At 34.9% G+C, this 25,146-nt stretch carries 24 protein-coding genes; 21 read left to right on the plus strand and 3 right to left on the minus strand.

The window, feature by feature from the left end; translation table 11 throughout:
• Nucleotides 1-89: 89 nt before the first annotated feature.
• Entirely contained in the window at nt 90-2,498 is a 2,409-nt protein-coding gene (locus DER71_RS04770) for a penicillin-binding protein 1A (protein WP_114457245.1), read from the minus strand.
• Nucleotides 2,499-2,647: 149 nt separating this feature from the next.
• On the opposite strand from DER71_RS04770, the gene tyrS reads away from it, so the two are divergent.
• The 10 genes from tyrS (at nt 2,648) to DER71_RS04820 (ending at nt 12,412) form a co-directional block, all read left to right on the plus strand.
• The gene (gene tyrS, locus DER71_RS04775; protein WP_114457331.1) at nt 2,648-3,868 is read left to right on the plus strand and encodes a tyrosine--tRNA ligase; all 1,221 of its coding nucleotides are present in this window, start codon (nt 2,648-2,650) and stop codon (nt 3,866-3,868) included.
• Nucleotides 3,869-4,184: 316 nt separating this feature from the next.
• On the plus strand, nt 4,185-6,818 hold the full coding sequence (gene alaS / locus DER71_RS04780) for an alanine--tRNA ligase (RefSeq protein WP_114457246.1): 2,634 nt from the start codon (nt 4,185-4,187) through the stop codon (nt 6,816-6,818).
• A gap of 69 nt (nt 6,819-6,887) precedes the next feature.
• Nucleotides 6,888-7,151 carry an IreB family regulatory phosphoprotein gene (locus tag DER71_RS04785; protein WP_369834879.1) on the plus strand — a complete coding sequence of 88 codons (264 nt, stop codon included), beginning with the start codon at nt 6,888-6,890 and terminating at the stop codon, nt 7,149-7,151.
• A 329-nt stretch (nt 7,152-7,480) separates the two neighbouring features.
• Entirely contained in the window at nt 7,481-7,918 is a 438-nt protein-coding gene (ruvX, locus tag DER71_RS04790) for a Holliday junction resolvase RuvX (protein WP_114457247.1), read from the plus strand.
• A gap of 54 nt (nt 7,919-7,972) precedes the next feature.
• On the plus strand, nt 7,973-8,239 hold the full coding sequence (locus DER71_RS04795; RefSeq protein ID WP_114457248.1) for a DUF1292 domain-containing protein: 267 nt from the start codon (nt 7,973-7,975) through the stop codon (nt 8,237-8,239).
• 107 nt (nt 8,240-8,346) lie between these two features.
• The gene (mltG, locus tag DER71_RS04800; protein WP_114457249.1) at nt 8,347-9,369 is read left to right on the plus strand and encodes an endolytic transglycosylase MltG; all 1,023 of its coding nucleotides are present in this window, start codon (nt 8,347-8,349) and stop codon (nt 9,367-9,369) included.
• A 90-nt stretch (nt 9,370-9,459) separates the two neighbouring features.
• A complete protein-coding gene (locus DER71_RS04805) occupies nt 9,460-10,110 on the plus strand; it encodes an O-methyltransferase (RefSeq protein ID WP_114457250.1) in 651 nt (216 codons plus the stop codon).
• Entirely contained in the window at nt 10,097-11,329 is a 1,233-nt protein-coding gene (locus DER71_RS04810) for a U32 family peptidase (protein ID WP_114457251.1), read from the plus strand. Before DER71_RS04805 ends, DER71_RS04810 begins: the two co-directional genes overlap by 14 nt.
• The gene (locus DER71_RS04815) at nt 11,330-11,548 is read left to right on the plus strand and encodes a DUF4911 domain-containing protein (RefSeq protein ID WP_114457252.1); all 219 of its coding nucleotides are present in this window, start codon (nt 11,330-11,332) and stop codon (nt 11,546-11,548) included.
• Between the two features lie 171 nt (nt 11,549-11,719).
• The gene (locus DER71_RS04820) at nt 11,720-12,412 is read left to right on the plus strand and encodes a cell wall hydrolase (protein ID WP_233487373.1); all 693 of its coding nucleotides are present in this window, start codon (nt 11,720-11,722) and stop codon (nt 12,410-12,412) included.
• Between the two features lie 71 nt (nt 12,413-12,483).
• Here DER71_RS04820 and DER71_RS04825 read toward each other — a convergent pair whose 3' ends face one another.
• On the minus strand, nt 12,484-12,747 hold the full coding sequence (locus DER71_RS04825; protein ID WP_114457253.1) for an AbrB/MazE/SpoVT family DNA-binding domain-containing protein: 264 nt from the start codon (nt 12,745-12,747) through the stop codon (nt 12,484-12,486).
• Between the two features lie 201 nt (nt 12,748-12,948).
• On the opposite strand from DER71_RS04825, the gene DER71_RS04830 reads away from it, so the two are divergent.
• From DER71_RS04830 to tkt, 10 genes are all read left to right on the plus strand, one after another.
• A complete protein-coding gene (locus tag DER71_RS04830; RefSeq protein ID WP_114457254.1) occupies nt 12,949-13,389 on the plus strand; it encodes a Fur family transcriptional regulator in 441 nt (146 codons plus the stop codon).
• Nucleotides 13,390-13,844: 455 nt separating this feature from the next.
• Entirely contained in the window at nt 13,845-14,540 is a 696-nt protein-coding gene (locus tag DER71_RS04835) for a Crp/Fnr family transcriptional regulator (protein WP_114457255.1), read from the plus strand.
• A 79-nt stretch (nt 14,541-14,619) separates the two neighbouring features.
• Nucleotides 14,620-15,513 (plus strand): shikimate dehydrogenase, encoded by an 894-nt coding sequence (locus DER71_RS04840; RefSeq protein WP_114474363.1) that lies wholly within the window; start codon nt 14,620-14,622, stop codon nt 15,511-15,513.
• Nucleotides 15,514-15,720: 207 nt separating this feature from the next.
• A complete protein-coding gene (locus DER71_RS04845; protein WP_114474364.1) occupies nt 15,721-16,485 on the plus strand; it encodes an A24 family peptidase in 765 nt (254 codons plus the stop codon).
• A gap of 439 nt (nt 16,486-16,924) precedes the next feature.
• Nucleotides 16,925-17,380 (plus strand): PTS sugar transporter subunit IIA, encoded by a 456-nt coding sequence (locus DER71_RS04850; protein ID WP_114474365.1) that lies wholly within the window; start codon nt 16,925-16,927, stop codon nt 17,378-17,380.
• Between the two features lie 94 nt (nt 17,381-17,474).
• On the plus strand, nt 17,475-17,744 hold the full coding sequence (locus DER71_RS04855; protein ID WP_114474366.1) for a PTS sugar transporter subunit IIB: 270 nt from the start codon (nt 17,475-17,477) through the stop codon (nt 17,742-17,744).
• A 14-nt stretch (nt 17,745-17,758) separates the two neighbouring features.
• Nucleotides 17,759-19,036: a PTS ascorbate transporter subunit IIC gene (locus DER71_RS04860; RefSeq protein WP_233486947.1), complete on the plus strand. Its 1,278-nt coding sequence runs from the start codon at nt 17,759-17,761 to the stop codon at nt 19,034-19,036.
• A 2-nt stretch (nt 19,037-19,038) separates the two neighbouring features.
• Nucleotides 19,039-21,261, plus strand: coding sequence for a BglG family transcription antiterminator (locus DER71_RS04865; RefSeq protein WP_114457259.1), 2,223 nt, complete (start codon nt 19,039-19,041; stop codon nt 21,259-21,261).
• Nucleotides 21,262-21,313: 52 nt separating this feature from the next.
• Nucleotides 21,314-21,568 carry an HPr family phosphocarrier protein gene (locus tag DER71_RS04870; protein WP_114474375.1) on the plus strand — a complete coding sequence of 85 codons (255 nt, stop codon included), beginning with the start codon at nt 21,314-21,316 and terminating at the stop codon, nt 21,566-21,568.
• 28 nt (nt 21,569-21,596) lie between these two features.
• Nucleotides 21,597-23,561 (plus strand): transketolase, encoded by a 1,965-nt coding sequence (gene tkt / locus DER71_RS04875; protein ID WP_114474367.1) that lies wholly within the window; start codon nt 21,597-21,599, stop codon nt 23,559-23,561.
• On the opposite strand, the gene DER71_RS04880 is transcribed toward tkt, so the two are convergent.
• The gene (locus DER71_RS04880) at nt 23,536-24,318 is read right to left on the minus strand and encodes a LuxR C-terminal-related transcriptional regulator (RefSeq protein ID WP_114474368.1); all 783 of its coding nucleotides are present in this window, start codon (nt 24,316-24,318) and stop codon (nt 23,536-23,538) included. The genes tkt and DER71_RS04880 overlap by 26 nt on opposite strands.
• Nucleotides 24,319-24,444: 126 nt before the next feature.
• Between DER71_RS04880 and DER71_RS04885 the strand changes: the two genes are divergently transcribed.
• Complete coding sequence (locus DER71_RS04885; RefSeq protein WP_114474369.1) at nt 24,445-25,140, plus strand: outer membrane beta-barrel protein; 696 nt, start codon at nt 24,445-24,447, stop codon at nt 25,138-25,140.
• Nucleotides 25,141-25,146 lie beyond the last annotated feature (6 nt).

Below are 25,146 nucleotides of genomic sequence, written 5' to 3' on the forward strand. Positions count from 1 at the left end.
CAGTAATTCAACTAAACAGTAGTTAAATTTATCGATAATATTTAATTGTAATTTAAACGTTTAATTTTAAATAGCTGCTGGAATTTTATTTAATCATCACTTTTGAAAATATCGAATATATCTTTTAAAATCACGCTGCTTGAGCTTGATTTTTCGGGATGAAGATTACACTTACGGGTGGGTTTGGTTTGATAACGAACCTCCCCGTTTCTGTCTTTTTTTGGTATTCCGTATTCATGATCAAAAAGCTGTACTGGTTCTCCGGTTTCAACTATATAACTTCCCTTCACTCTATCTTTTGGATCTTTGTTTGGTGCATTTTCTCTGAAGTAAAATGTTCCCGGACCAATCTTTATTCCAGATTTGCTGAGATAATACTTTTTTACAACCTGATCTTTAGGACAATTGCTGGTGGCAAGTAGGCCACTTTCTTTATCTATTTTTACTGATTCTACTGGTGTATGTAGTGTTTCTTCTTTTTGTGGAATATTTTCCTGTCTAAACGGCATTTCCTCAATCCGTGGAGAATAATCATTTGGTTTAAGTCCTGTCATTGGATCTATAGGAACATCAGTTATAGTACTTGGTTTTGTAAAATCAAGTACAGGCATATTTTTTACAGCTTTCCGCATGTATTCCCCCCATATTTGTGCAGCTTCTGCACTGGAAATCGTGAGAAAACTGTTGTTTTCTGGATATATATAATTGCCATCTGCATCTTTGTCATCATATTCCATAGATCTTACATTGTCTTCACCTATCCAGACAGCAGTTACAATTTGAGGTGTATAGCCTACAAACCAGGCATCGGTATAATCATTTGTTGTTCCTGTTTTCCCTGCAACAGGGCGGTCCATTCCTGCTCTCCAGCCTGTTCCATTCTGAATTACACTTTTCAGCATTGAAGTCATAAGATAACTTTCTTCTTCTGTCATAACTATTCTTTTTTCCGGTTTAGCTTCAAAAATTACATTATCTCTTTTGTCAAGTACTCTGCTTATTGCATATGGTTTAATATATACTCCTCTGTTAGCAAAGACACCATAAGCACTTGCCATTTCTATAGGTTTTACACCTCTGTGCAGACCACCGAGTGCAAGAGAGTAGTGTTCATCATAATAATCTTCTTTTTCAAAGGTTGTTATTCCCATTTTTTCGGTCAGATCGATCGTTTCTTTGACACCTATATTTTTTATCAATTTGACTGTCGCTGAATTCAAAGAGTTGGTCAGGGCAGTATTTAAGTTAACCAGCCCATAATATTTATCTCCATAATTGCGCGGCCAGATATTTAAATTATAGCCGGTTTTGCCGCTGTCTGATGCCAGCATGGGCATATCATTGACCACAGTAGCCAGTGAATAACCATTTTTAATTGCTGCAGCATAGACAAATGGTTTAAAGGTAGATCCCGGCTGTCTTAAAGCCTGATGAGCTCTGTTGAACTGATCTGTTCCCCGCCCACCTATCATGGCCCTTATTGCTCCTGATTTTACATCAAGTGTTATCAGAGACATCTGTGGCTGTACATTTTTCGAATTGGATCTTTTGATTGAAGGAAGATAGCCATTTTTTATCTTGGCATTTATTACATCTTCTGCTTTTTTCTGCAGATCTATATCTATGGTAGTATAAACTTTAAGTCCGCCGCTGTAGACCATAGAAGCACCAAATTTATCTATTAGCTGATCTCTGACATAGAGGATAAAATAATGTGCTCTTTCCAGCTCTTTTTTGGTTTTTTGTTTAACATTGATCGGCTGATTTTTAGCATTTTGAGCTTCCTGTGCTGTTATATAGCCGAGTTCTTCCATCCGGGTTAGAACTGTATTTCTCCTTCTTTTAGCTGCTTCAAGATTATTAAAAGGAGAGTAATAATTTGGAGCCTTGGGCAGTCCGGCAATTAAAGCTGATTCGGCAAGATTTAGCTCCCAGACATGTTTGCCAAAATACTGCTGGGCAGCAGTTTCAATTCCATATGCACTGTGTCCCAAAAATATTTCATTTAAATACATCTCTAGAATTTCTGGTTTTGTGTAGATTCTTTCAAATTGTAAAGCTAAATATGCTTCCTGAATTTTTCTGTAAATTGTCTTTTTGTGGCTGAGAAGTGCATTTCTGGCCAGCTGCTGAGTTATTGTACTCGCTCCCTGGGCCAGCCTTCCCTCCTTAATATTTGTAATCATTGCTCTACCTATACCCCAGAAATCAATTCCATGGTGAACATAAAAATTAGTATCTTCAATTGCTATAATTGCATCTTTTAAGTGCTGGGGAATTCTTTCTAGAGGAACATAGACTCTGTTTTCTTTAAACAATTTTGTCAGAAGCTCACCATCTGCAGTGTAGATTAGGGTGGCTTCACTGGACCCCTTATAATTTGAAATATCAGGAGTATCCTTAATAATCCAGGTTACAGCACCCAAAAAAGCACCTGCTCCCAGGGCAAAAATCATTATAATAGTAATAAGTAAGATTCCTTTGGTTCGTTTCTTCATTAATCAAGCCTCCTGTCAAATAAATATTATAACATAAAACAGCTGTTTATGGTAGCCCTTGTTAGCAGTTAAACTATCTGTTATAATTATATGACAAGGATACAGGAGGTGAAGTGCCTGTCAGCCTTGAGGCTGGACAGGTGTTATTTATGGATATTAATAAGCAGGTGGAAATATTAAAAAGAGGTGTAAGTGACCTTATTTCAGAAGAAGAACTGAAAGAAAAACTTATCGAAGCAGAAAAAGAGGAAAGACCGCTGAAAGTTAAATTGGGGCTGGACCCGACCGCCCCGGATATTCATCTCGGCCATACAGTTGTGCTGAGAAAGTTAAAGCAGTTCCAGGATTTGGGACATGAAGTATATTTAATTATCGGTGATTTTACCGGAATGATTGGAGATCCAAGTGGTAAATCGGAAACAAGAAAACAGCTTACACGAGAAGAAGTGGTAGAAAATGCCCGTACATACAAGGAACAGTTTTCGAAAGTTTTAGATAGAGATAAGACAAAGCTTGTGTTTAATGGAGACTGGCTGGGTGAACTTAATTTTGCAGATGTGCTTGAACTTTCTTCTAAGTATACGGTGGCCCGGATGTTAGAAAGAGATGATTTTTCTAAACGCTATCAGCAGGAAAAGCCGATTGGAATTCATGAATTTTTCTATCCGCTGATGCAGGGTTATGATTCTGTTGCAATTAATGCAGATGTTGAACTTGGGGGTACAGATCAGCGGTTTAATCTTCTGGTGGGCAGAAATCTGCAAAAAGAATACGGTCAGAAACCGCAGGTTGTTATTATGATGCCTTTACTTGAAGGACTAGATGGAGTAAATAAGATGAGCAAAAGTCTGGGCAACTATATCGGTATTTATGATAAACCATCTGATATGTATGGAAAGATCATGTCTATTCCGGATGATCTAATTTTACGTTATTTTGAACTGCTAACAGATGTATCTTCAGAAAAGCTGGCAGAGATAAAAGAAAAATTAAATCAGGATAATTTTAATCCAATGAGTTTCAAAAAAGAACTGGCTTACATGATAGTAAAAGAATATCATGATAAAGATGCAGCAGAAAATGCAGCAGCTGAATTTGAAAATGTTTTTTCTAAAGGGAATTTGCCTGAAGATATTCCGGTGATAGAAATAGACAGCTCTGATCTGGAAGATGGAGAACTCTGGATAGTAAAACTGGTGGCTGCTACCGGCTTGGTGGACAGCAACAGTCAGGCAAGAAGGATGATCAAACAGGGTGCTGTTACCATTGATGACAAAAAATATGAAAAGATAAATCTTAATATTAAAGTAAAAGATGGTATGATTATACAGATTGGGAAAAGGCGCTTTGCTAAAATTAGATTAGTTTAATTTTGCAGCAGCTGAGAATTTTAGGATTTGCCTAAATTTTATTTTCAAGCTGCAGAAAAGAGGGTTTTGTTAAGTTGTATTGGCTGTAAATTTAAATATTTCTGTAACTTCTTTTTTTCAGTTTAATATAAAAAAGGAGAAACTTCTTTTTAAGTTAAAGTTGAAATTGTTTTTAAATAAGAATATAATAATAAAAAGTTGGTTGATTAATAAAATCATAGAAAAATGATTAATAATTTCACAAACTGATAGGACGTATATGATAATTAAGTTTATCGATAAAACCGCAGATATATGCAGAAGGGAAGGTAAATAGATGATAAAAAGTGGAGATGAAATACGGAAAGCATATCTGGATTTTTTTGAAAGCAAAGACCACCTTATACTGGACAGTGCTCCTTTAGTTCCCAAAAATGATCCGAGTCTGCTCTGGATCAATGCCGGGATGGCTCCATTTAAACCATATTTTGACGGCAGTCTTGAACCACCACATACCCGTATTGCTACAAGTCAGAAGTGTATCCGTACAAATGATATAGAACATGTAGGTAAGACGGCCAGACACCATACATTTTTTGAGATGCTTGGAAACTTTTCTTTTGGCGATTATTTTAAAGAAGAGGCTGTAGAGTGGGCCTGGGAATTTGTGACAGAAGTCTTAAATCTGGAAGAAGAGAAACTCTGGATTACCATTTATAAAGATGATGACGAAGCATTTAATATCTGGCATGATAAAATAGGTATTCCAAAAGAAAAGATAGTCAGAATGGGTAAAAAAGATAATTTCTGGCAGATTGGCACCGGTCCATGTGGTCCCTGCTCTGAGATACATTATGATAGAGGAGAAGAATACGGTAATTCCGAAGAAGATGTAATTGGTGGTGAAGGTGATAGATTTCTAGAAATCTGGAATCTTGTATTTACACAGTATAATTTTACAGAAGATGGAGAATATTTAAACCTGCCCAGCAAAAACATTGATACAGGAATGGGGCTGGAAAGAGTAGCTTCTATTCTACAGGATACTGATTCTAATTTTGAAACAGATCTCATAAAACCGATTATCGATGCTGCTGTTGAAAAAACAGGCATACCATATAAAGAAAATGAAGAAGTTATGACCGCCTACAGAGTTATTGCCGACCACAGCCGCTCGGTGTCTGTTGCAGTGGCAGATGGAGCACTACCTTCTAATGAAGGCCGCGGGTATGTTATTAGAAGACTTATTAGGAGAGCATCCCGCTATGGAAGAAAGCTCGGCTTTGAAGAGCCGTTTTTATATAAACTTGCTGATACAGCTGCAGAAGTTGTAAAGGGGATTTCTCCTAATGTAGCTGATAGAATAGAGCATATAAAAAATGTTATTAAATCAGAAGAAAATAGTTTCCTGCAGACACTGGAACAGGGACTTGAAATTCTGGAAACTATGGTGGCAGAACTTAAAGAGGAAGGTGAAGATATACTTTCCGGTGAAGATGCATTCCGTCTTTATGATACTTATGGATTTCCGCTTGATATAACCAGGGATCTGCTTAATGAACAGGGGCTGGCCCTGGATGAAGAGAAATTCAACGAAAAAATGGAAGAACAGCGAAGAAGAGCCAGAGAAGCCCGGGAAGAAACTTCTTTCAGCAGTGGAGAAATGGAAAAAATTTATGCTGAATTTAAGGATAAAATAACAGAGGTTGAATTTACCGGCTATAAATCTCTTTCCGAAAAAACAGAAATACTTGGACTTGTTAAAGATAATGATATAAAAGAAAAGTTAAGTGAGGGTCAGGAAGGTGAACTGATACTTAATAAAACACCATTTTATGCTGAAAGTGGTGGACAGATCGGTGATAAAGGTGCGGTTAAAAATGATAATTTTGAAGCTGAAGTTCTTGATACCTATCAGCGGGCAGGGCTTACTGTACACAGAATCTTTGTAAATGCAGGTGAGGTAAGTACTGGAGATAAAGTTGAAGCAGTTGTTTATAAAGATAAAAGAATGGCAGCAGCACGTAACCACTCAGCAACCCATCTGCTTCATAAAGCTTTAAAAGATGTACTTGGAGACCATGTAAATCAATCAGGTTCTCTTGTAGCACCAGAAAGACTGCGTTTTGATTTTACCCATTTTTCTGCAGTTTCAGCTGAAGAGCTGAGAAAAATAGAAGCAGAGGTAAATCAGGCTGTTATGGAAAATTATGCAGTGGAAACCGATATTAAAGAGCTTGATGAAGCAAAAGAAATGGGAGCTACAGCTTTATTTGGAGAAAAATATGGAGAAGAAGTGAGAGTTGTTTCTATGGGTGATTTTAGTATGGAATTATGTGGAGGAACCCATGTTGATAGAACCGGTGATATCGGTCCATTTAAGATCACCAGTGAAAGTGGTATTGCTGCAGGGGTAAGGAGAATTGAAGCTGTCACAGGAGATTATGCCCTTGATTACTTCAATTATCAGCTTAATCTGCTCGACAGTGCTGCTGCTGAGCTAAAAACAGACAGATCTAATCTTTTAAACAGGATTAAACAGCTTCAGATTAAGGAAAAAGAGATGGAAAAAGAAATAGATTCTCTCAAAAAAAGGCTTGCCAGTTTTAAAAAAGATGACCTTATTTCCAGAGTTAAAGATGCTGATGGTGTAAAACTGCTGGCAGAGGAAATAGAAGCCATGGATAACCAGGGATTGAGAAATATTTCTGATCAGCTGAAAGAAAAAATGGATTCGGGAATAATTGTGCTGGGAAGCAGAGATAAAAACAAAGTTATTTTTGTTGCTTCTGTGACAGATGATCTGGTTAAAGAAGGTTATCATGCCGGCAAACTAATTGGGGAAATTGCCAAAATAGTAGGTGGTGGAGGAGGTGGCCGTCCAGATATGGCCCAGGCAGGTGGGAAAAACCCGGAAAAACTGACTGAAGCACTTGCTGCTGCCGAGGAATTAGTGAAAAATATGAAATAAAAACAGGATTTAACCTCTTCCTGGAGAATTATATATTTAAGACTAAAAAATAGACAGGATGTGATCAAGGTGGCCCGAGAAGACATTAATGATAAAACGATGCGTTTTAAAATTGAAAAAGAAGAACTTAGTGAAGCTGGATTTGTACTAAAAAAAGTCTGTAAGGCACTTGAGGAAAAGGGTTATAATTCTATTAATCAGGTTGTAGGTTATCTTCTTTCCGGTGATCCTGCTTATATAACCAGTTATAAAGATGCAAGGATGATGATAAGAACTATAGACAGAGATAAGATAATTGAGGAACTTTTGAGAAAATATCTCGATAGAGATTAAAAAATATATTTTGATGCGCCTATTTCTACAGCTGAAGTAGGCGTATTTTTGTGTAAAATGGGAAATATTAAAAGGGTCAGCTTAAGGTATACAAGGAGTTTTGTTAAAATTATTTTAGAGTTATAAAAAAGGGGATTTCGTTATAACTGAAATTTTAAATTTATCTGAAACTCAATTATATTCCCGTTTCTCCCTTTTTTGCAGCTGAATTTAACAATAGGGAAACTTTTTTTAAAAAGCAGACTACTTGCTTATAAAATGATATAATTATATAATAAGTAATTGAAGATAATATTGAGTCAATTAATTATTTTAATGGAGGAGAAATATTGAGAATATTAGGGCTGGATTACGGCAACAGGAGAATAGGTGCTGCTTTGAGTGATGAGCTGGGCTGGACTGCTCAGCCGCTGACTGTGATAGATATGCACGGTCATCAGGAGGTGCTTAAAGAAATAAATAAATATATAAATGAATACGGAATAGAAAAAATAGTGGTTGGAATGCCATATAATATGGATGGATCAAGTGGGAAAAGAGCTGAGATTACTGAGGCTTTTATCCGATTTTTAGAAAACAATCTGGATCTGCCCATTATACGCTGGGATGAAAGACTTACCACAAGTCAGGCAGAAAATGTACTTCTTAAAGCTGATATGAGCCGTCAGAAGAGAAAAAAAGTGATCGATAAATTGGCTGCAGCACTGATACTTCAGTCCTATCTTGACTCACTTTCTAATAAATTATTGAACTTTAATAAGGATTAAAATTTAATTGAGATTTAAAATATCTCTAAATATTTATATGAGGAGCTGTTAATTATGAGTGATGCAACGTTCTGGGTTGATAAGGATAGTAAGGAGCTGGTTCTTAAGGATGATAAGGGGGAATCCAGATTTTATATTGAAAGTGATTTTGTTATAGATGGTGTTAAATATTTAATAGTTATAGAATCTGATGCAGATGAAAATACCGAAGCTCTGCCGATCAAAATAGTCAATGAAAATGGAAAAGAATATATAGAACCGGTTACTGATGAAGATGAATTTGCTAAGGTAAGAAAAAAATTCGAAGAAGAAAATGATTAATCTAATTTTAGAGGATTTTATATTCAAAAAGATCTTACCTGCAAACACCTCCTCTGCGGGGTGACAAACCTATAAATAAATTTAATTAATTTTAAAAGGAGTTTATTTTGAAAAAAACAGCCGTCATTTTTCTTATATTTATCTTAATAACAGCAGCTGCAGTTAAATCTTATTCTCTTATTCAGCCGGTTGATAGTGCTAATCCAGAAAAGCATATGGTTAAGATCAAACCAGGAATGAGTGGAATGGCTATTGGAGAAAAGCTGAAAGAAAAGGGAATTATTAAATCTTCTCTTGCTTTTTATGTGCTGCTCAGGCTAATGCAGGAAGATCAAAACTTAAAGGCAGGCTATTATTCCTTTTCCACAGCTGATACAATGCAGGATATACTTTCTAAGATAATTTCCGGCAGTGAGGAAAGGTTTAAAGTTACTATTCCTGAAGGGTTGACTTCTGTAGAAATTTTGGACAGAATAAATTCTGCTTCCGGCGGTCTTTATGAATATGGTAAATTTGTTAGTGTGATACTTAATCTTGATTTAAGTGATAAGATAGAATATTTATCAGAGCTGGAAATTACTGTTAACCCTATTGAAGGTCTGATAGTACCTGAAACTTATTATTTCCCTAAAAGCTATACAGAAAAACAGATCATAGATGAACTGCTGGATGTATTCTTTAAATATAGACTGCCGAAGCTGAAAAAATATGCTGAAAAAAGTCCGTATAATTATTATGAGCTGCTTATTATTGCTTCTTTAATCGAAGAAGAGGCAAAACTGGATGAAGAAAAACCAATTATAGCATCTGTAATATATAACCGTATGGAAAGAGATATGCTGCTGCAGATAGATGCTTCTGTACAGTATGTCTTTACAGAGAGGAAAGCAAGAATACTGTACAGTGATTTAGAGATTGACTCACCCTATAATACCTATAAATACAGTGGACTACCACCAGGACCGATCAGCAGTCCTGGTGCTGCAGCCATAGAAGCTGCAGCATATCCTGCTGAAAGCGATTTTTTGTTTTATTTTGCCAGAGAAGATGGAAGCCATGTATTTACAAATAGTTATGAAGAACACCTGCAGAAGCAAAAAAAGGGTACCGGGTACAAAAAGCTGCTTTAGTACCTGGTACAAATGAACAAATGAATAAAATCACATGTACCCGGTACAAAAAGCGGTATAAGTACCTGGTACCAAAGTTGAGGAGTTAAAATGATAAAAACTGAGCTCAACAGCTTATTTTCCAAAAAACAGACAATAGAGCCGGAGTTTGCGGAGCTGGAACAGCTCTGCAGAAAAGATTATATTCCTATCATTAATCGAGATGCAGCCGATTTTTTAAAAATTCAGCTGCAGATTTTAAACCCCAAACATATACTTGAAATTGGTACAGCATATGGATTTTCTGCTCTTCTTATGGCAAAATATACTCCTGCATCTAGCAGGATAACCACAATAGAGATTGATGAGCAGAGGGCAGTAACCGCCAGGAAATTTTTGAAGAAATATGGTTTTACAGATAAAGTTGATGTCAAAATTGGTGATGCACTGGATATTCTTCAGTATCTGCGGCGAAAGTTTAATTTTATTTTTCTGGATGCTGCTAAAGGGCAGTATCTTTATCTTTTTGATTATATATTTGAGCTGCTAAAACCTGGTGGTCTGCTTGTATCAGATAATGTGCTCTATAAAGCAGAAGTCCTGACAGATGATGAAGTAAGACATAAGATTAGAACAATTGTCAATAATTTAAGAAAATATTTAAAAATAATTATGAATCATCCGGAGCTGGATTCCACTATAATTGAAGCAGGTGATGGAATAGCTCTAAGTAGGAGGAAATTAGAAAATGAAAAAAGTTGAACTGCTGGCCCCTGCAGGTAACCTGGAAAAACTTAAAACTGCTTTATTTTTTGGTGCAGATGCTGTCTACTGTGGTGGTGCTAACTTTGGTCTCAGAGCTGGAGCAGATAATTTTACGATAGAAGAACTGAAAGAAGGGAGTGAATTTGCTCATTCCAGAGGCAAAAAGGTATATTTAACACTTAATATGATTCCTCACAATGATGATATGGAAAAGCTGCCTAAATATATTGAAGACCTTAAAAAGCTGAATCTGGATGCCCTTATTATTTCTGATCCAGGTGTGTTTAAACTTGTACGGGAAAAAATGCCAGAGATGTCGATTCATATCAGCACACAGGCAAATAATGTTAACTGGCGCTCTGCACTGTTCTGGAAAGAGCTTGGAGCTGACAGGATAATTCTGGCCCGGGAACTTTCTGGAAAAGAAATGAGAGAAATTGCAGCCAAAGTAGGGGGGGAGCTGGATCTGGAAGTTTTTATACATGGAGCGATGTGTATATCTTATTCCGGACGCTGTCTTTTGAGTAATTATTTTGTGGGTAGAGATGCCAACCGCGGTGATTGTGCCCATTCCTGCCGATGGAAATATCATCTAGTGGAAGAAAAGCGGCCTGGAGAATATTATCCTGTAGTAGAAAAAGAAAAAGGTACCTTTATAATGAATTCGCGGGATTTGTGTTTGATAAAAGAAATTCCCGAAATTATAGAGTCAGGTATTATGAGTTTAAAAATCGAAGGCAGAATGAAGAGTATACATTATCTTGCTGGAGTGGTCAATACTTACAGAAAAGCAATAGATAGCTATTGTGAAGATCCGGATGGTTATGAATATGAGCCTGAACTTTTTTCAGAGCTGAGGAAGATAAGCCACAGAGATTATACAACTGGATTTTATTATGGAAAGCCAGGAGAAGAAGGCCAGAGATATGAAAGCTCTTCCTACATGAGAACATATGATTTTATGGGAGTTGTAAAAGATTATTTTCCGAAAGATGGTGAAGTACTGGTTGAGGTTAGAAATAAGATATTCACTGGTGATAAGCTGGAAATTATTGCTCCAGGAGAATATGGACTGGAGCTTGAAGTTGACTATATAATCAATTCAGATGGTAAAGAGGTAGAAACAGCTCCCCATCCGAAAGAATTGATAAAAATTCCATATGAAAAGGAAATTAAAGCAGGTTCTCTGCTGAGAAGAGAAAGGAGCAGGACTTAGATGGAAATTGATACAAAAAAGATAAAATACCGGGTTCCAAAAGAGGAAATAGTATTTATAGATATGGTAATAAAATCATATGAAGGTCTGGGAACTGTAAAGGTTGATCAAGATAACCCGGGGGAAATATGGATAATGGTAACAGAAAGTACAGAAAAAGAAGTAAGAGATATAATGGAAGATTTGGGAAAAAAGTTTAAAATAGAGAAAATTTACTGATCTGTATCTTATATTTAACAGCGTAATTTTAAAATGGAGAAATTCCTTTAAGTAAAATTGTATAATTAAATAAAATTTGACTTTTGAGCTTTTTTTGTTTATTATTAATATAGTTAGATTTTTGATAATAATTATTGATAAGTTTTTAGGTTTTAGCTAAGGAGGGATATTATGGTGCTGAGTAAATGGAAAGTTTATATCTCGGTTATCATGCTCCTTTTTATGATTACACTGATAAATCCGGATAAGGTAGAAGCTGCCTATATTGATGAGTTTGGCAGCAGGATTCTTCGTCCAGGTGATGAAGGAACAGATGTAGCTATTTTACAGAAAAAATTAAAAAAGCTTAATTTTTATCAGGGTCATATTGATGGAGTTTATGGAGGAAAGACTGTGGCTGCAGTACGGAAATTTCAGGAGGCCAATAATATAAAAGCAGATGGAATATTTAGGGAAAGCTGTTTTAACAGTCTCCCAAGGCAGGAACTATTTGACCGCAATTCTATTTCTAGAGATGATGTTATACTGCTGGCCCGTGTTATTCATGGAGAGGCCAGAGGGGAAGATTTTTTGGGTAAGGTTGCAGTTGGTGCAGTTATAATGAACAGGGTAAAAAGCAGCCTGTTTCCAGATACAATAAGAGAAGTTATACTGCAGAAAGGTCAATTTAGCAGTTTAATGGATGGTCAGGCAAACTATTATCCAGGGAAAGAAGAGGTTGCTGCAGCAAGAGCAGCTCTAATAGGTTATGATCCATCTTTGGGGTCACTGTATTTTTATAATCCGAAAGTTGCAACAAATGTAGGCTGGATTTCCAGAAGAAATTATGTAAAAAGAATAGGAGAACATGTTTTTCTCCGCTAATTAAATAAAGAAAATAGCACCATTGCAGGTGCTATTTTTTTGCGAACATTATTTACATTTTTTGTTAAGCATTATTCTTTTTCCGATTTTTTCTTAAGATCCTGCATTTTTTCCATGCATTCACCGCAGATTGTTCTTCCTTTAAATTCTATTGTGTCATCTGCACTTCCACAAAAAATACAGGCCGGTTCATACTTCTTAAGAATAATCTTCTCTTCATCAACAAATATCTCCATAGGATCTTTTTTATTGATATTCATAGTTTTCCTGAGTTCAATTGGAATTACCATTCTACCCAGATCGTCAATTTTGCGGACAATACCAGTGGATTTCATGTTAATTCTCCTTTCTTAACAATTTTCGACAAATTATTCTTATTTATTACATTATACTATTTATTAGAAAAGTAGTCAATAGTAAAAAGTTATTTTTTCAAGTAATTTTTGGATAATTATAATGGTTAAACTATAAAAAAAAATTAAAAATTGTAAAAAGATATGATAAAATAGTTGTATGACAGCAAAAAGGGGTATAATATGGAAAAATTAAAATCAAAGTTTAAAAATATTTTGATGGAAAACAATTATAAATTGACCAAGCAGAGAGAAATTATACTGGGAACTATAATTTCAAGAAAAAACTGGCATTTTACTGCAGAAGAACTCTTTTCAGCTGTAAAAGAAAATTATCCGGATATTGGTATGGCTACTATCTATAGAACTTTAGAGCTTTTCCAAAATCTGGGGATTGTACATATGCTCGATTTTGGTGAAGGTTCCAGACAATATGAGCTGAGTTTTTTAGAAACCCAACATCACCATCATTTAATATGCAAAAAATGCGGTAAACTGATAGAATTCAATGATCAGGATCTTGAATATTTTGAAAAAAAACTGGAAATAAAATATAATTTTAGGATAACAGAACATAAATTGAGATTTTATGGTTTATGTAAAGAGTGCATATCTAAAAAATAGCTGTTAAACATATAAGAACTGGTACTTTTATACTGATGATACAAATAAACTACTTATTTTCTGAAATTCTGTCAAGTTATCTTTAGAATTGCAAAAAGAATATATGGCTACACTGCGAAAAGTCTTAATCAGCAATTTTTGAATTTCACAATCCCTATTATGACAAGAGTGTCAAATTGTTAAAATGACCAAAATTGACTTTTCGCAGTTCAATCATATATTGCCATGAACTAAATTTTAGATATATCTAAAAAATTTAATATTCCTGAATCTTCCTTTTCTGCAGAGTAATATAAAAATGAGGAAAGCCTGATATTTATTTAGTCTTGATATTTAAAAAGTTTAACTTTAAAAATTTTAAAAGGTTTTTATTGGTATTTGGAGAATATAATAATAAATAGTAAAGAAAATATTTTATATTATAGTTTTAAGAAGTTCAGAGAGGTAGGTTGAATATGGAAGAAAACACAGAAAAATGTTTAAAAGAACTTACTGTTTTTGCAAGACTTGATCCTGAAGAGCTGCGATTGATATGCGAAAAATCTTATGCCAAAATATATAAAAAAGGTGAAGTTATTTTTTTTGAAAATGACAGTGTCAAGAAACTCTATATGCTGATAAATGGTAAAGTTAAGCTTACTATGCTTTCTGAAGAAGGGAAAGAAAAAGTTCTTACCATTTTGCAGGAAGGAGATATTTTTGGTGAAATATCATTGTTTGATGAAGATCCTCATCCTCTGACAGCAGAGACGTTAGATGATGCCAGACTGCTGATTATTCCATGGAAAGATATGGAAAATATTATTCTGGAAAGGCCGAGTTTAGCAATTAAAATTATTGAGGCTCTTTCTAAAAAAACAAGACTTCTTACAAGTCAGGTGAGAGAGCTTGTATTTCAGGATGCAGCCGGGCGATTAGCTAGTCTGCTGGCAAGGCTTTCCGATGATTTTGGCCGGGAAGTAGATCAGGGAACAGTAATTGATCTGGTGCTTACTCACCAGGAACTGGCCAATTTGATAGGTTCTTCCAGAGTAACTGTTACAAAACTGATAAATAGATTTATAGATGATGGAATAATTAAGATAGTAAAGAGAAAAATAATTATAACAGATCACGAAAAATTGGGGGATAAGCTACAGACATTGTTTTAGTTTGATGATAGTACATAGAAATTACAGAAGACACGTTGGAAGATCACCAACGTGTTTTACTGTTTAAAGGAGGCAAAAAATGAATACTTTTATACCTGACACGGAAACCGAATTATATGGACTGATTGGCGAAAAACTGAGTCATTCAATTTCAGCAGTTTTCCATAATAATGGTTTTAGAAAGCTTGATTATAATGCTGTTTATCTTATGCTTGAGGTGGAAAAAGGTAGCCTGGGAAAATATGTGTCTGCACTGAGGACCTTAAATTTCAGCGGCTGGAATGTTACCATTCCTTATAAAGAGGATATTATGGATCATTTAGATGGACTTTCTTCTCTGGCCCGTGATGCTGGAGCAGTTAATACTGTTTTAAACAGAAGAGGCAGACTAACAGGTTATAATACAGATGTTATTGGCATACAGAGACAGATAGAGGAAGCTGGCTTCCCTGTTAAAGGAAGAAAAGCAGCTGTTATAGGAGCCGGTGGAGCGGCAAGGGCTGTACTTGTTGCCTTAGAACAGTTAAATTTAGCTGAAGTAGCAGTTATAAACAGAACTGCCAGCAGAGCGGAAGAACTTGTAAATATTTTTGAAAACAGAAAAACTGATATAATATACGAATCAGCGAGCCTTGATGAGGAAAAGTATGCTGAACTGATAAAAAACGCTGATTTGATAATTGATACTACACCGGTGGGAATGTATGATAATGTAAGCGAAAAGAAAATAGTAATCAATACTGATTACTTAAATGAAAATCAGTTTATTTTTGATATGGTTTATAATCCGCTTAAAACACCACTTCTCAAAAAAGCGGAAGAAATAGGTGCTCAAACTGCAAATGGCCTGCCGACACTTATATATCAGGCAGAAGCAGCCTTTAAACTCTGGATACAGAAAATGCCGGACAAAAAAGACTGGCACAAAATTGCGGAAGAGGAAATAAAAAAAATGGCGAAAGATGATGATTGATATTGATTTTTATCTATTTTTGTGATATTATTTTACCATAAAAATTTTAAAAATATAGTAATAAAACCATAATATGCAAATTTTTTTCGCTTTTCTTTATTTGGTGTGACAATCTCCATTTATTTTAAATGGAGACTCATCCACCAGGAATTTAGTTTTAATTCCAGTAATTTCTGAAACATGATTTTCGGATGAGTAGGTGAGTTGATGTCTACAGCAATATACATTTTCATATTTGGACTAATAGTTGGCAGCTTCTTAAATGTTGTTATTTATAGATTACCTGAAGGTCAATCAATTATAAAACCACCATCTCACTGCCCCCAATGTAAAACTAAATTAAAAACATTTGATCTAATACCAGTACTAAGTTATTTGGCAGCAGGAGGTAAATGCCGCTACTGTGGCAGCAAAATATCTTTTCAGTATCCTTTTGTTGAATTGCTGACTGGTTTTTTCTTTTCATTTACTTATCTAAAATTTGGTATTTCTGTTGAATTATTTATTATGCTTTTACTGATTTCTGCACTTATTGTTATTTCTTATATAGATTATAAATATATGATTATTCCAAATTATATTACTTATCCTGGTATTGTAATTGGTTTTTTATCCGCAATTATATTTAATTATATTAGTATTTTTGATTCTTTACTTGGCATCTTTATTCCTTCTTTATTGCTTTTACTGATTGCTTTTATCTTTAAAGGTGGCATGGGAATGGGGGATGTTAAGTTAGCTGCAATGCTTGGTTCTTTTTTAGGATTTGAAATGACGTTAGCTGGAATTTTTGTTGGTTCTCTTTTAGGATCTGTTATTGGTTTAACTCTAATGGGATTTGGAGTGCTGGACAGGAAGAGCAGAATTCCTTTTGGTCCATTTATCTGTATTGGAACTGTAATTATTATATTTTTTGGTGATGTATTATTCGACTGGTATTTGTCCTTATTTTTCTGGCTGATTACTGGATAATGTCAAAAAAAAATATGATTGTTATCATAAAACACAAGTAAATAGTAGTGGATTACCTATAAACATGACAATTATGATAACTATTAGCATTTTAAAAATTAAAAACATGTTGATACCACCTGATGCTTAAATATATGCTTTTCTTAAGAAACGGCTAAAACTGGGAATTTATTTTTTAAAAAAAATATTGAAAATTCGAGAATAAAAGCACTTAAAGTCTATATTTTTAAAAAACTTAAATCAAATTAATACTCGAAGATTAAAAAAGCACTTAGAACTTGAAATTAATCAGTTTTTAAGTGCTTTTTTGAATAAATAAAGTCTTTTGCCACAATAGGCAGAAAAAAAGTAGTTTATTAACAATTGCTATTTAAGGAATCATGTGCGTATAATAGAGATAGAAGTTAAGAAAAGCAATCAATTTCGGAGGTGAAAAGATTTGATTTTAGACCTTTTGAAAAAGAAAAATATTGCAGTAAATATAAAAGCAGATGATTGGGAAGAAGTGGTTGATGAAACTGGGAAACTTTTGTTAGAAGCTGATCAAATTGAAGAGAGATATATAAAAGCAATGAAGCAGTCAATAATTGATAATGGACCCTATGTAGTTATTGGAAAGGGAATTGCTCTTTTACATGCCAGACCGGAAGATGGAGTTAAAGAAAACTGTCTCAGCTTAATTACTCTGGCTGAGCCGGTAGAATTTGGAAATAAAAATAATGATCCTGTAAAAATTGCCTTTGCTTTTGGCACAGTGGATAATGAAAAACATGTCAAAACAATTTCGGAATTATCAGTGGTTTTAATGGAAGAATCTGCAGTGGACAATATTGCAGAAAAGGAAAGTGCAGAAGAAATCTTAAACTATATTGAAGGTATTCTGGCAAGGCAGTAATTTTAAAGATAGATTGCTGTTATAAAACAACGTTTAGACAGAAAAATGTTCAAAAAGATTTTACAGTACTAAACTAAAATAGGAGGAAAAATGTATGAAAATATTAGCAGTATGTGGAATGGGCCTGGGAAGCAGCCTGGTTTTAAAAATGAATATAGAAAAAATTATGGAGCAGGAAGGTATTGAAGGTTCAGTTGAAGTTAAGGATTTATCTTCTATAATGGGGGAACAGGCAGATTATATTTTTGCCAGTGAAGAAATTGGAGAAAAAATTGAGCATCCAGCAGAAGTAATTAGTGTTAAAAATATGACAGATAAAAAAGAGATTAAGGAAAAAGTTCTGGCAGCATACAAAAAACTTTAAGGAGGGAGTAGTTTATGGGTTTTTTAATGTCTTTTATTAATTTTTTAGTTTATGAAGTTTTAAATCAACCGGCAACTTTAGTTGGTTTAATGGCATTTTTAGGACTGACCTTATTGAAAAAACCATTTTCTAAGATCATGTCAGGAACTTTAAAGAGTATCTTAGGTTTTGTAATCTTAGGAGCCGGTGCCAATGTATTGATAGGCAGTCTTAATAATTTAGGACCAATGATTCAAGATGCTTTCAATATTCAAGGGGTTATCCCTACAAATGAGGCAATAGTGGCTCTGGCACAGCAGACACTTGGTACTGAAACTGCTTTGATTATGGCTTTTGGTTTTATAGCTAATTTGCTTTTTGCAAGGTTTACTCCATTAAAATATGTATTTCTTACCGGCCACCATATTTTCTTTATGGCAGCCTTATTATCAGCAGTTTTAAGTACAGCAGGATTAACTGGAGTACCTTTAATAGCCTCTGGAGCTGTAATTTTAGGTTTTGTAATGGTGCTTTTCCCGGCTCTAGCAGAACCATTTATGAAAAAAATTACCGGTGGTACTGATGTTGCACTTGGACATTTTGGAACAACTGGCTATGTTGCAGCAGGTCTTGTTGGTAGGCTAGTTGGAGATCCAGAAGACAGCACTGAAGATATTAAAGTTCCTAAATATTTGAACTTCTTAAAAGAATCAGTTCTTTCTACTATGCTGACTATGATCATTATTTTCTTTATAGTTTCTTTAATTGCTGGTCGTGACATTTATTCTCAGTATTCGGGTGGACAGAGTATCTTTATGTTTGCACTGATGCAGGGTATTACTTTTGCAGCAGGTGTTCATATTATCTTAACTGGTGTAAGAATGATCATTGGTGAGATTGTTCCTGCCTTCCAGGGTATTGGTGAAAAGTTAGTTCCCGATGCAAAGCCTGCACTGGACTGCCCGATAACCTTTACCTATGCACCAAATGCGGTAATCATTGGTTTCTTATTCAGCTTTTTAGGTGGGCTTGTCAGCATGTTCTTCCTTGGACCTCTAGGTCTGGCCTTAATTATTCCCGGCATGGTTCCCCACTTCTTTACCGGAGCAACTGCGGGAGTATTTGGTAATTCCACAGGTGGTAAAAAGGGAGCAATGCTCGGTGCCTTTGTTAATGGTGTCTTAATCTCATTTTTACCAGCGCTCTTATTACCGGTCTTAGGATCACTTGGTTTTGCAAATACAACCTTTGGTGATGCCGACTTCGGAGTTGTTGGTATAATAATTGGTTATCTAGCGAAGCTGTTCGCTTAAACATGAAAAAAAGTACCAGATTATTTGAGTTATACAAATACCTAGTTGATCAGAAAGAGCCTGTATCGATACAGGCTCTTTCTGAAATTTTAAAAGTAAGCAGCAGAACAATTCGCTATGACCTGAATGAGATTGAAGATTTGATTCAAAAATATGAATTAAAGCTGACTAAAAAACCAAATTTCGGTGTGCTTTTAGAAGGAGAAGCAGAAGAGCAGTTTAAAGTTTTTGCAGAGTTTAATGATTTTTACAACAGCCGTCATTTTCGTTCTGCCAAAATGCGTAAATATTTAATTTTGTATAGATTATTTCAAAAGAAAGAACCAATTTTGATTTTTGAACTGGCAGATCTTTTAGATGTCAGTTCAGCAACGGTCAGCAAGGATTTAGATCAAGTAGAAAAGTGGCTTAATAGAAGAGATCTTGCCTTAATTAGGCGAAGAAATTATGGAGTACAAATTGAAGGTGCAGAAATTGATATCAGACATGCAATGAAAAGTCTTTTAAATGAATCTTACGAGGCAGGTAATATGATTGAGCTTTTAAATAAGAGTAATAAAAAAGTGAATTTTAAAAGTCGTCTGGAACATGGTTATAATAAAGAAATTAAAAACCTTTTGGGAGAACTCAACTTAAAAGAAATTGAGTCAGTTGTAAAAGTGGCAGAAAAAGAGCTTGGTATTCGCTTTACTGATAGTGCTTTTACCGGTCTGATTATTCATATTGCTTTTGCTATTTCAAGACTGCTGGCAGACCAAGATATAAAAATTGAAACTGAAAGATTAAAGATTATTAAAAAGAAAAAAGAATTTAAGACTGCTGAAAAAATATCTCTTTTACTGGAGGAAAAATTTTCTGTTGCAATTCCAGAAGATGAAATTGGATTTATTACTATCCATTTGCTGGGTGCAAAAATGAGAGAAGGAAAGGCTGACAGTGAGTTAAGCGAAAATAATCTTGAATACTTAGTAAAAGAAATGATTAAAGTTGTAGAAAAATATTTTTCTACCAGTTTTGCTGGAGATCAGAAACTATATTCAGGTCTTCTTGTCCACCTGCAGGCAATTGTCAACCGGATCATTTTTAATCTACCAATTCAAAATCCGCTGCTGGAAGATATTAAAGAAAAATACAGCGAGGTTTTTAAGGCTTCAAAACTGGCAGCGAGGCTGATTCAGAGCGAATTTTATGTCGAAATCAGTGAAGACGAGGTTGGTTATCTAACCATACATTTTGGGGCTGCTCTGGAGAGAATTAATTTTCAGAAAAAGACAAAGGCAAAGGTGGCAATTGTCTGCTCCAGTGGTGTTGGAACAACCAATCTATTAGAAGTTCGCCTTAAAAATGAGTTTAAAGCAATTGAAATAATTGACAGCCTATCCAGTCTGGATTTGGAGGACAATGATATTTTAAAAGAAATAGATTTTGTGATTTCTACTATTCCTCTGAGCCTGGAAGAGATTGATGTGATTAAGGTTAATCCATTTTTAGAGGAAAATGATATTGAAAAAATTAAAGCCTATCTTAAGCAGAGAAAAATGGAATATGGAATTTTTTCAGAAGCAAAAAATAAAACCAGGGCAGATAAAATGCCTTTAAATTCTGAGAATATGCTTGCAAAAAATCATAAGATAAAGTCGGAAGAAATTATAGATTTACTAAGTCCATTTTTAGACCAGGAGCAGATATCTGCGGCCTTGGAGAAATTAAAGGCATATTTTGCTTCAGAAAAAAGGAGTAAGCAGGCTGAAAGTCAAGTTGAAAACCAGAAAAAGAATCTTTTAACTCTGCTTAAAAGAGATCAGATTAAAATAATTAAAACTACAGCAGATTGGAAAAAGGCAATTGAGGAAGCCGGTCGGCTGCTTTTAGACAAAGAGTTCATTAAAGCTCGTTATATTAAAAAAATGATTAGAATTGTAGAAGATAAGGGGCCCTATATTGCAATTGCTCCCGAAATCTGTCTGGCCCACGCTGGAATAGAAGATGGTGTCAAAGAGTCAGCGATTAGTCTGCTGGTAATTAAAAAAGGAATTAAACTCGGCCATCAATTTGACCCAATAAAATTTATTTTTGTGCTGGCACCAATAGATAAAAAATCTCATATGCCGGCACTGACAGATATTATGGAATTTGCAAACAACAGAAAATTAATGGATGATCTTTTAGCGGCAGAATCTGAGGGTGCTGCATATAAACTGCTGCAGAATAATTTTAATAAATAAGATAATGTTAAAAATATGGAGATCTTCAATTAAATCTAGAAAGGATGCTAAAATGACAGTAGAAAAAAATGTTGAAATAACTAATGAAACCGGACTTCATGCCAGACCTGCTTCAAAATTTGTTCAAAAAGCAGGGACTTTTAAATCTGATGTAACGATTATTTATGGAGAAAAAGAAGTTAATGCCAAAAGTATAATGGGGGTTTTGAGTCTGGGAGTAAGCCAAGGTAATGAAATAACAATTAAATGTAAAGGTGAAGATGCAGAAACTGCACTGGAAGAACTAGTTAACTTTCTTCATAAATAGATGGCAGAAGAATAGAGGAGGGAAATAAATGCTGCAAAAAATTGCTGATACAGTTAGAGCTCTTTCTGCAGATGCAGTTGAATATGCCGGTTCTGGACATGCTGGAATGCCTCTGGGGTGTGCAGAAATTGGTGCCTATCTTTTTGCAGAGGAAATGAAATATAATCCTGAAGCCCCTGATTGGTTTAATAGAGATCGTCTGATTTTATCTGCCGGACACGGTTCAATTTGGCTTTATTCACTGCTTCACCTCAGCGGTTATGATGTGAGCATTGAAGATCTAAAAAAGTACAGAAAATTCCATTCTAAAACTCCAGGACATCCGGAATATGGACTAACTCCTGGAGTTGAAATGACTACCGGTCCTTTAGGCCAGGGTTTTGCACATGCAGTAGGGATGGCACTGGCTGAAGAAATTTTAGCTGAAAAATACAATAAAGAGAATTATAAGTTAATTGATCATTATACCTATGTGGTAGCTGGTGATGGAGATTTAATGGAAGGAATAAGCTATGAGGCAGCCTCGCTGGCAGGTAGTCTGGAGCTTGATAAATTAATTGTTATTTATGATCATAATGGGGTTTCAATTGATGGACCTATTGAGACAACTTTTATAGATGATATTAAAAAAAGGTTTGAGTCTGCTAACTGGCAGGTTATTTCTGATGTTGATGGGAGCAGCTTTTCTGATTTAGAAGCTGCATTTAAAAAAGCAAAAGTAGAACAGAAGAGACCGACTTTAATAGTTGCAGATACTGTTATAGCAAAAGGAATTGCTGGCAAAGAAGGTGACAGTTCCGCCCATGCCTCACCACTCGGGAAAGAAGAGATAATTGAAATGAAGAAGAAAGCCGGACTGCCGACAGGAGATTTTGAGGTTCCAGAAAAGGTCTATGAATATTTTAGTGATTACCTGGCTGAACTGAAAAAAGAATTTGCTGAGTGGAAGGAACTTGAAAGTAACTATGAGGCAGAATTTGAGAAAGAATATCAGGAATTAATGTCGGGAATTGAGCTTGAGGCAGATTTCGATTTAGATGTTTTAGATGTTCAGGAAAAAGAGGGGAAGCCGATTAGAAATTATGCAGGTGAATATTATCAACTGCTGGCCGAAAAGCTTCCTTATTTAGTTGGAGGAACAGCTGATCTCTCTGCTTCGACAAGAATCAATCTGGATCAGTATCCGGATATTAAAAGAGGTTATTTTGCCGGCAGGAACATTAAATTTGGAATTAGAGAACATGCAATGGCAGCGGCAGCAGGTGGAATAATGCTGCATGGCGGTTTAAGACCTGTGACTGCAACTTATTTAACCTTTTCTGATTATATGCGGCCTTCAATCAGGATGGCAGCTCTGATGGGGTTACCGGTAATTTACGTGTTCACACATGATTCTATTTATGTTGGTGAAGATGGTCCTACTCATCAGCCGATAGAGCAGCTTGAATCTTTAAGAATGATTCCGGGTCTGAGAGTTATTAGACCTGCCACAGAAACTGAAGTGAAGTTGGCCTGGAAGGCTGCAGTTGAGGAAAAGAATAAGCCAGTAATTTTAGTGATGGCCCGTCAGAATGTTAATGCTTATGAAAAGGAAATATCGGCAGCAGAATTTGAAAAAGGAGCCTTTGTAGTTTCTGGTGAAGCTGAACCGGATATTGCTGTTATGGCTTCCGGTAGTGAAATTGAAACCGCTCTGGAGGTTAAAGAACTGCTAAAAAGAGATTACAGAGTTCGAATAATTTCTGTACCTGAAAAAGAAAAATTATATCAAAATCAAAATTATTTGGAGCTGCTGCTCCAAAATGTTAAATTAAGTGTGGCGGTAGAAGCTGGTAATCCAACTGGTTGGTACAGAATTTTAAGAGGAAGTGCTCTAATTTTTGGTGTTGAAGAGTTTGGCTTTAGTGCTGCTGGAGATGAAATAGCTGCAGAATTTGGATTAACGGCGGAAAAGTTAGCAGTAAAAATCAAAAAATATATTTTTCACATTTAAAAACAGCAGAAGTAAGTTCAGTCCTGTTGTCAACATTAGCCTTCATATAAATATGACTTAAATGTTTTTTAACAGTATTAATGGAAATATAAAGTTCAGCGGCGATTTCTCGGTTGTTTTTCCCGGAGATAAGCAGATTAAGAACTTCTGATTCCCGGGCAGTTAAATTATATCTTTTTTCACTGAGAGCAATTAACTGCTCTTTTTTTCTTTGTGCAGTTTTATTAAGCTTATTTATTGCAGACAGTTTAAAAAGCTGATTGGCAGCCTGATTACTTATAAATTCCAGGACAAGAAGATCTTTTAAAGAAAAGTTTTTATCTGTTTTTTCTCTAAAAAGGCTTACTGCACCTAAAAGCTGATTTCTGTAAATAATATCAATACCACAGGAAAAATAAAAATTATTTGGTGAGATAAAATCAGTAAAATATTCAGTATTTACCCATTGACTGTAGTTGAGCAGATCAGTACTGCGAATTGGGTCTGGCTGATTAAATGCTTTTGCTCTTATTGTATCAAGTTTGTAATAATATTTTTCATACATATTTACAGTATCTTTTTTTATATTAATACAGATTGGATCACAGACAGGATTTTCTTTTTCATCAAAAAGAAAGAAATTGGCCGCATAATATGGAATGATCTTTTCTATTTCTTTTAAAAACAAATAGGGATATTTTTCATAATTTATAGTCTGACCGGTTTTTAATATAAACATATAGATTTTTTCCAATTCTTTTTTACTTAATGACTGCAAAGAAATTCCCCTTTCTGCCCAAATATTATACTTATGGGTAATATTAATATTATTCGGAAAATGCTATACTAATATATATTTCTAGGGAATTAAAAATTATCCTGCAAGGAGAAGGGGGAAATTAGTATGAAAAAAGTGTATATTATAGGGGTTTTAGTTTTAATGATGTTTTTAGTTAGTGGTCTGGCAGCAGCAGAGGGATATCCAGTTTTTAAACTGCAGCTTGATTTTCCTGGTGGAGCAGAAGCTGATGGTGATTACAGCAGTGATCGTATTGGATCAATTTCTGGAGAAGCAGATGTAGAAGATCAGATTAGTCTGGGTTTTGAATATTTTAGACCATATAATGAAAAATGGGAATTAGGTTTTGGAGTTTCTTATTATTTAGATAGAAATATGACTGAAGTCACTGAATTAAAAGAAAATGGAACAGAAGTTGATTTATATGGGTTGGATAGTGCGGTACTTGGACTGGCTGACTGGAATTTTATACCTGTTTATGGAGCAGCAAAATATAACTTTGCAGCTGAAAATAAATACAGGCCCTACTTATTTGGCCATTTAGGCTATAATTTTTTTGATATAGACATGTTAAATGCTTTAGAAGGTGCTGGCTATGCTGACGATATCGATGAAAAGGGCGGTTTATATTATGGTCTGGGTGCAGGAGTAAATATAAGTGAAAATACAGCTCTGGAATTGATGTATTCAGTAAATAATGGTAAAGTTGAAGGTGAATATGAAAATAATTCTACAATAGAAGATTTTGAGTTTGATGTAGAATACAGCAAATTTACTTTAGCTGTAGCATACAAATTCTAGTAGTGG

This window comes from Halanaerobium sp. DL-01 (assembly GCF_003338615.1).
Lineage (GTDB): Bacteria > Bacillota > Halanaerobiia > Halanaerobiales > Halanaerobiaceae > QPJE01.

What these genes read in the sequence shown, in the direction of transcription:
- DER71_RS04770 (WP_114457245.1), bottom strand. Translation starts at nt 2,498, where the DNA reads ATGAAGAAACGAACCAAAGGAATCTTACTTATTACTATTATAATGATT.
- tyrS (WP_114457331.1), top strand. Translation starts at nt 2,648, where the DNA reads ATGGATATTAATAAGCAGGTGGAAATATTAAAAAGAGGTGTAAGTGAC.
- alaS (WP_114457246.1), top strand. Translation starts at nt 4,185, where the DNA reads ATGATAAAAAGTGGAGATGAAATACGGAAAGCATATCTGGATTTTTTT.
- DER71_RS04795 (WP_114457248.1), top strand. Translation starts at nt 7,973, where the DNA reads ATGAGTGATGCAACGTTCTGGGTTGATAAGGATAGTAAGGAGCTGGTT.
- DER71_RS04805 (WP_114457250.1), top strand. Translation starts at nt 9,460, where the DNA reads ATGATAAAAACTGAGCTCAACAGCTTATTTTCCAAAAAACAGACAATA.
- DER71_RS04810 (WP_114457251.1), top strand. Translation starts at nt 10,097, where the DNA reads ATGAAAAAAGTTGAACTGCTGGCCCCTGCAGGTAACCTGGAAAAACTT.
- DER71_RS04815 (WP_114457252.1), top strand. Translation starts at nt 11,330, where the DNA reads ATGGAAATTGATACAAAAAAGATAAAATACCGGGTTCCAAAAGAGGAA.
- DER71_RS04820 (WP_233487373.1), top strand. Translation starts at nt 11,720, where the DNA reads ATGGTGCTGAGTAAATGGAAAGTTTATATCTCGGTTATCATGCTCCTT.
- DER71_RS04825 (WP_114457253.1), bottom strand. Translation starts at nt 12,747, where the DNA reads ATGAAATCCACTGGTATTGTCCGCAAAATTGACGATCTGGGTAGAATG.
- DER71_RS04830 (WP_114457254.1), top strand. Translation starts at nt 12,949, where the DNA reads ATGGAAAAATTAAAATCAAAGTTTAAAAATATTTTGATGGAAAACAAT.
- DER71_RS04835 (WP_114457255.1), top strand. Translation starts at nt 13,845, where the DNA reads ATGGAAGAAAACACAGAAAAATGTTTAAAAGAACTTACTGTTTTTGCA.
- DER71_RS04840 (WP_114474363.1), top strand. Translation starts at nt 14,620, where the DNA reads ATGAATACTTTTATACCTGACACGGAAACCGAATTATATGGACTGATT.
- DER71_RS04845 (WP_114474364.1), top strand. Translation starts at nt 15,721, where the DNA reads ATGTCTACAGCAATATACATTTTCATATTTGGACTAATAGTTGGCAGC.
- DER71_RS04855 (WP_114474366.1), top strand. Translation starts at nt 17,475, where the DNA reads ATGAAAATATTAGCAGTATGTGGAATGGGCCTGGGAAGCAGCCTGGTT.
- DER71_RS04860 (WP_233486947.1), top strand. Translation starts at nt 17,759, where the DNA reads ATGGGTTTTTTAATGTCTTTTATTAATTTTTTAGTTTATGAAGTTTTA.
- DER71_RS04865 (WP_114457259.1), top strand. Translation starts at nt 19,039, where the DNA reads ATGAAAAAAAGTACCAGATTATTTGAGTTATACAAATACCTAGTTGAT.
- DER71_RS04870 (WP_114474375.1), top strand. Translation starts at nt 21,314, where the DNA reads ATGACAGTAGAAAAAAATGTTGAAATAACTAATGAAACCGGACTTCAT.
- tkt (WP_114474367.1), top strand. Translation starts at nt 21,597, where the DNA reads ATGCTGCAAAAAATTGCTGATACAGTTAGAGCTCTTTCTGCAGATGCA.
- DER71_RS04885 (WP_114474369.1), top strand. Translation starts at nt 24,445, where the DNA reads ATGAAAAAAGTGTATATTATAGGGGTTTTAGTTTTAATGATGTTTTTA.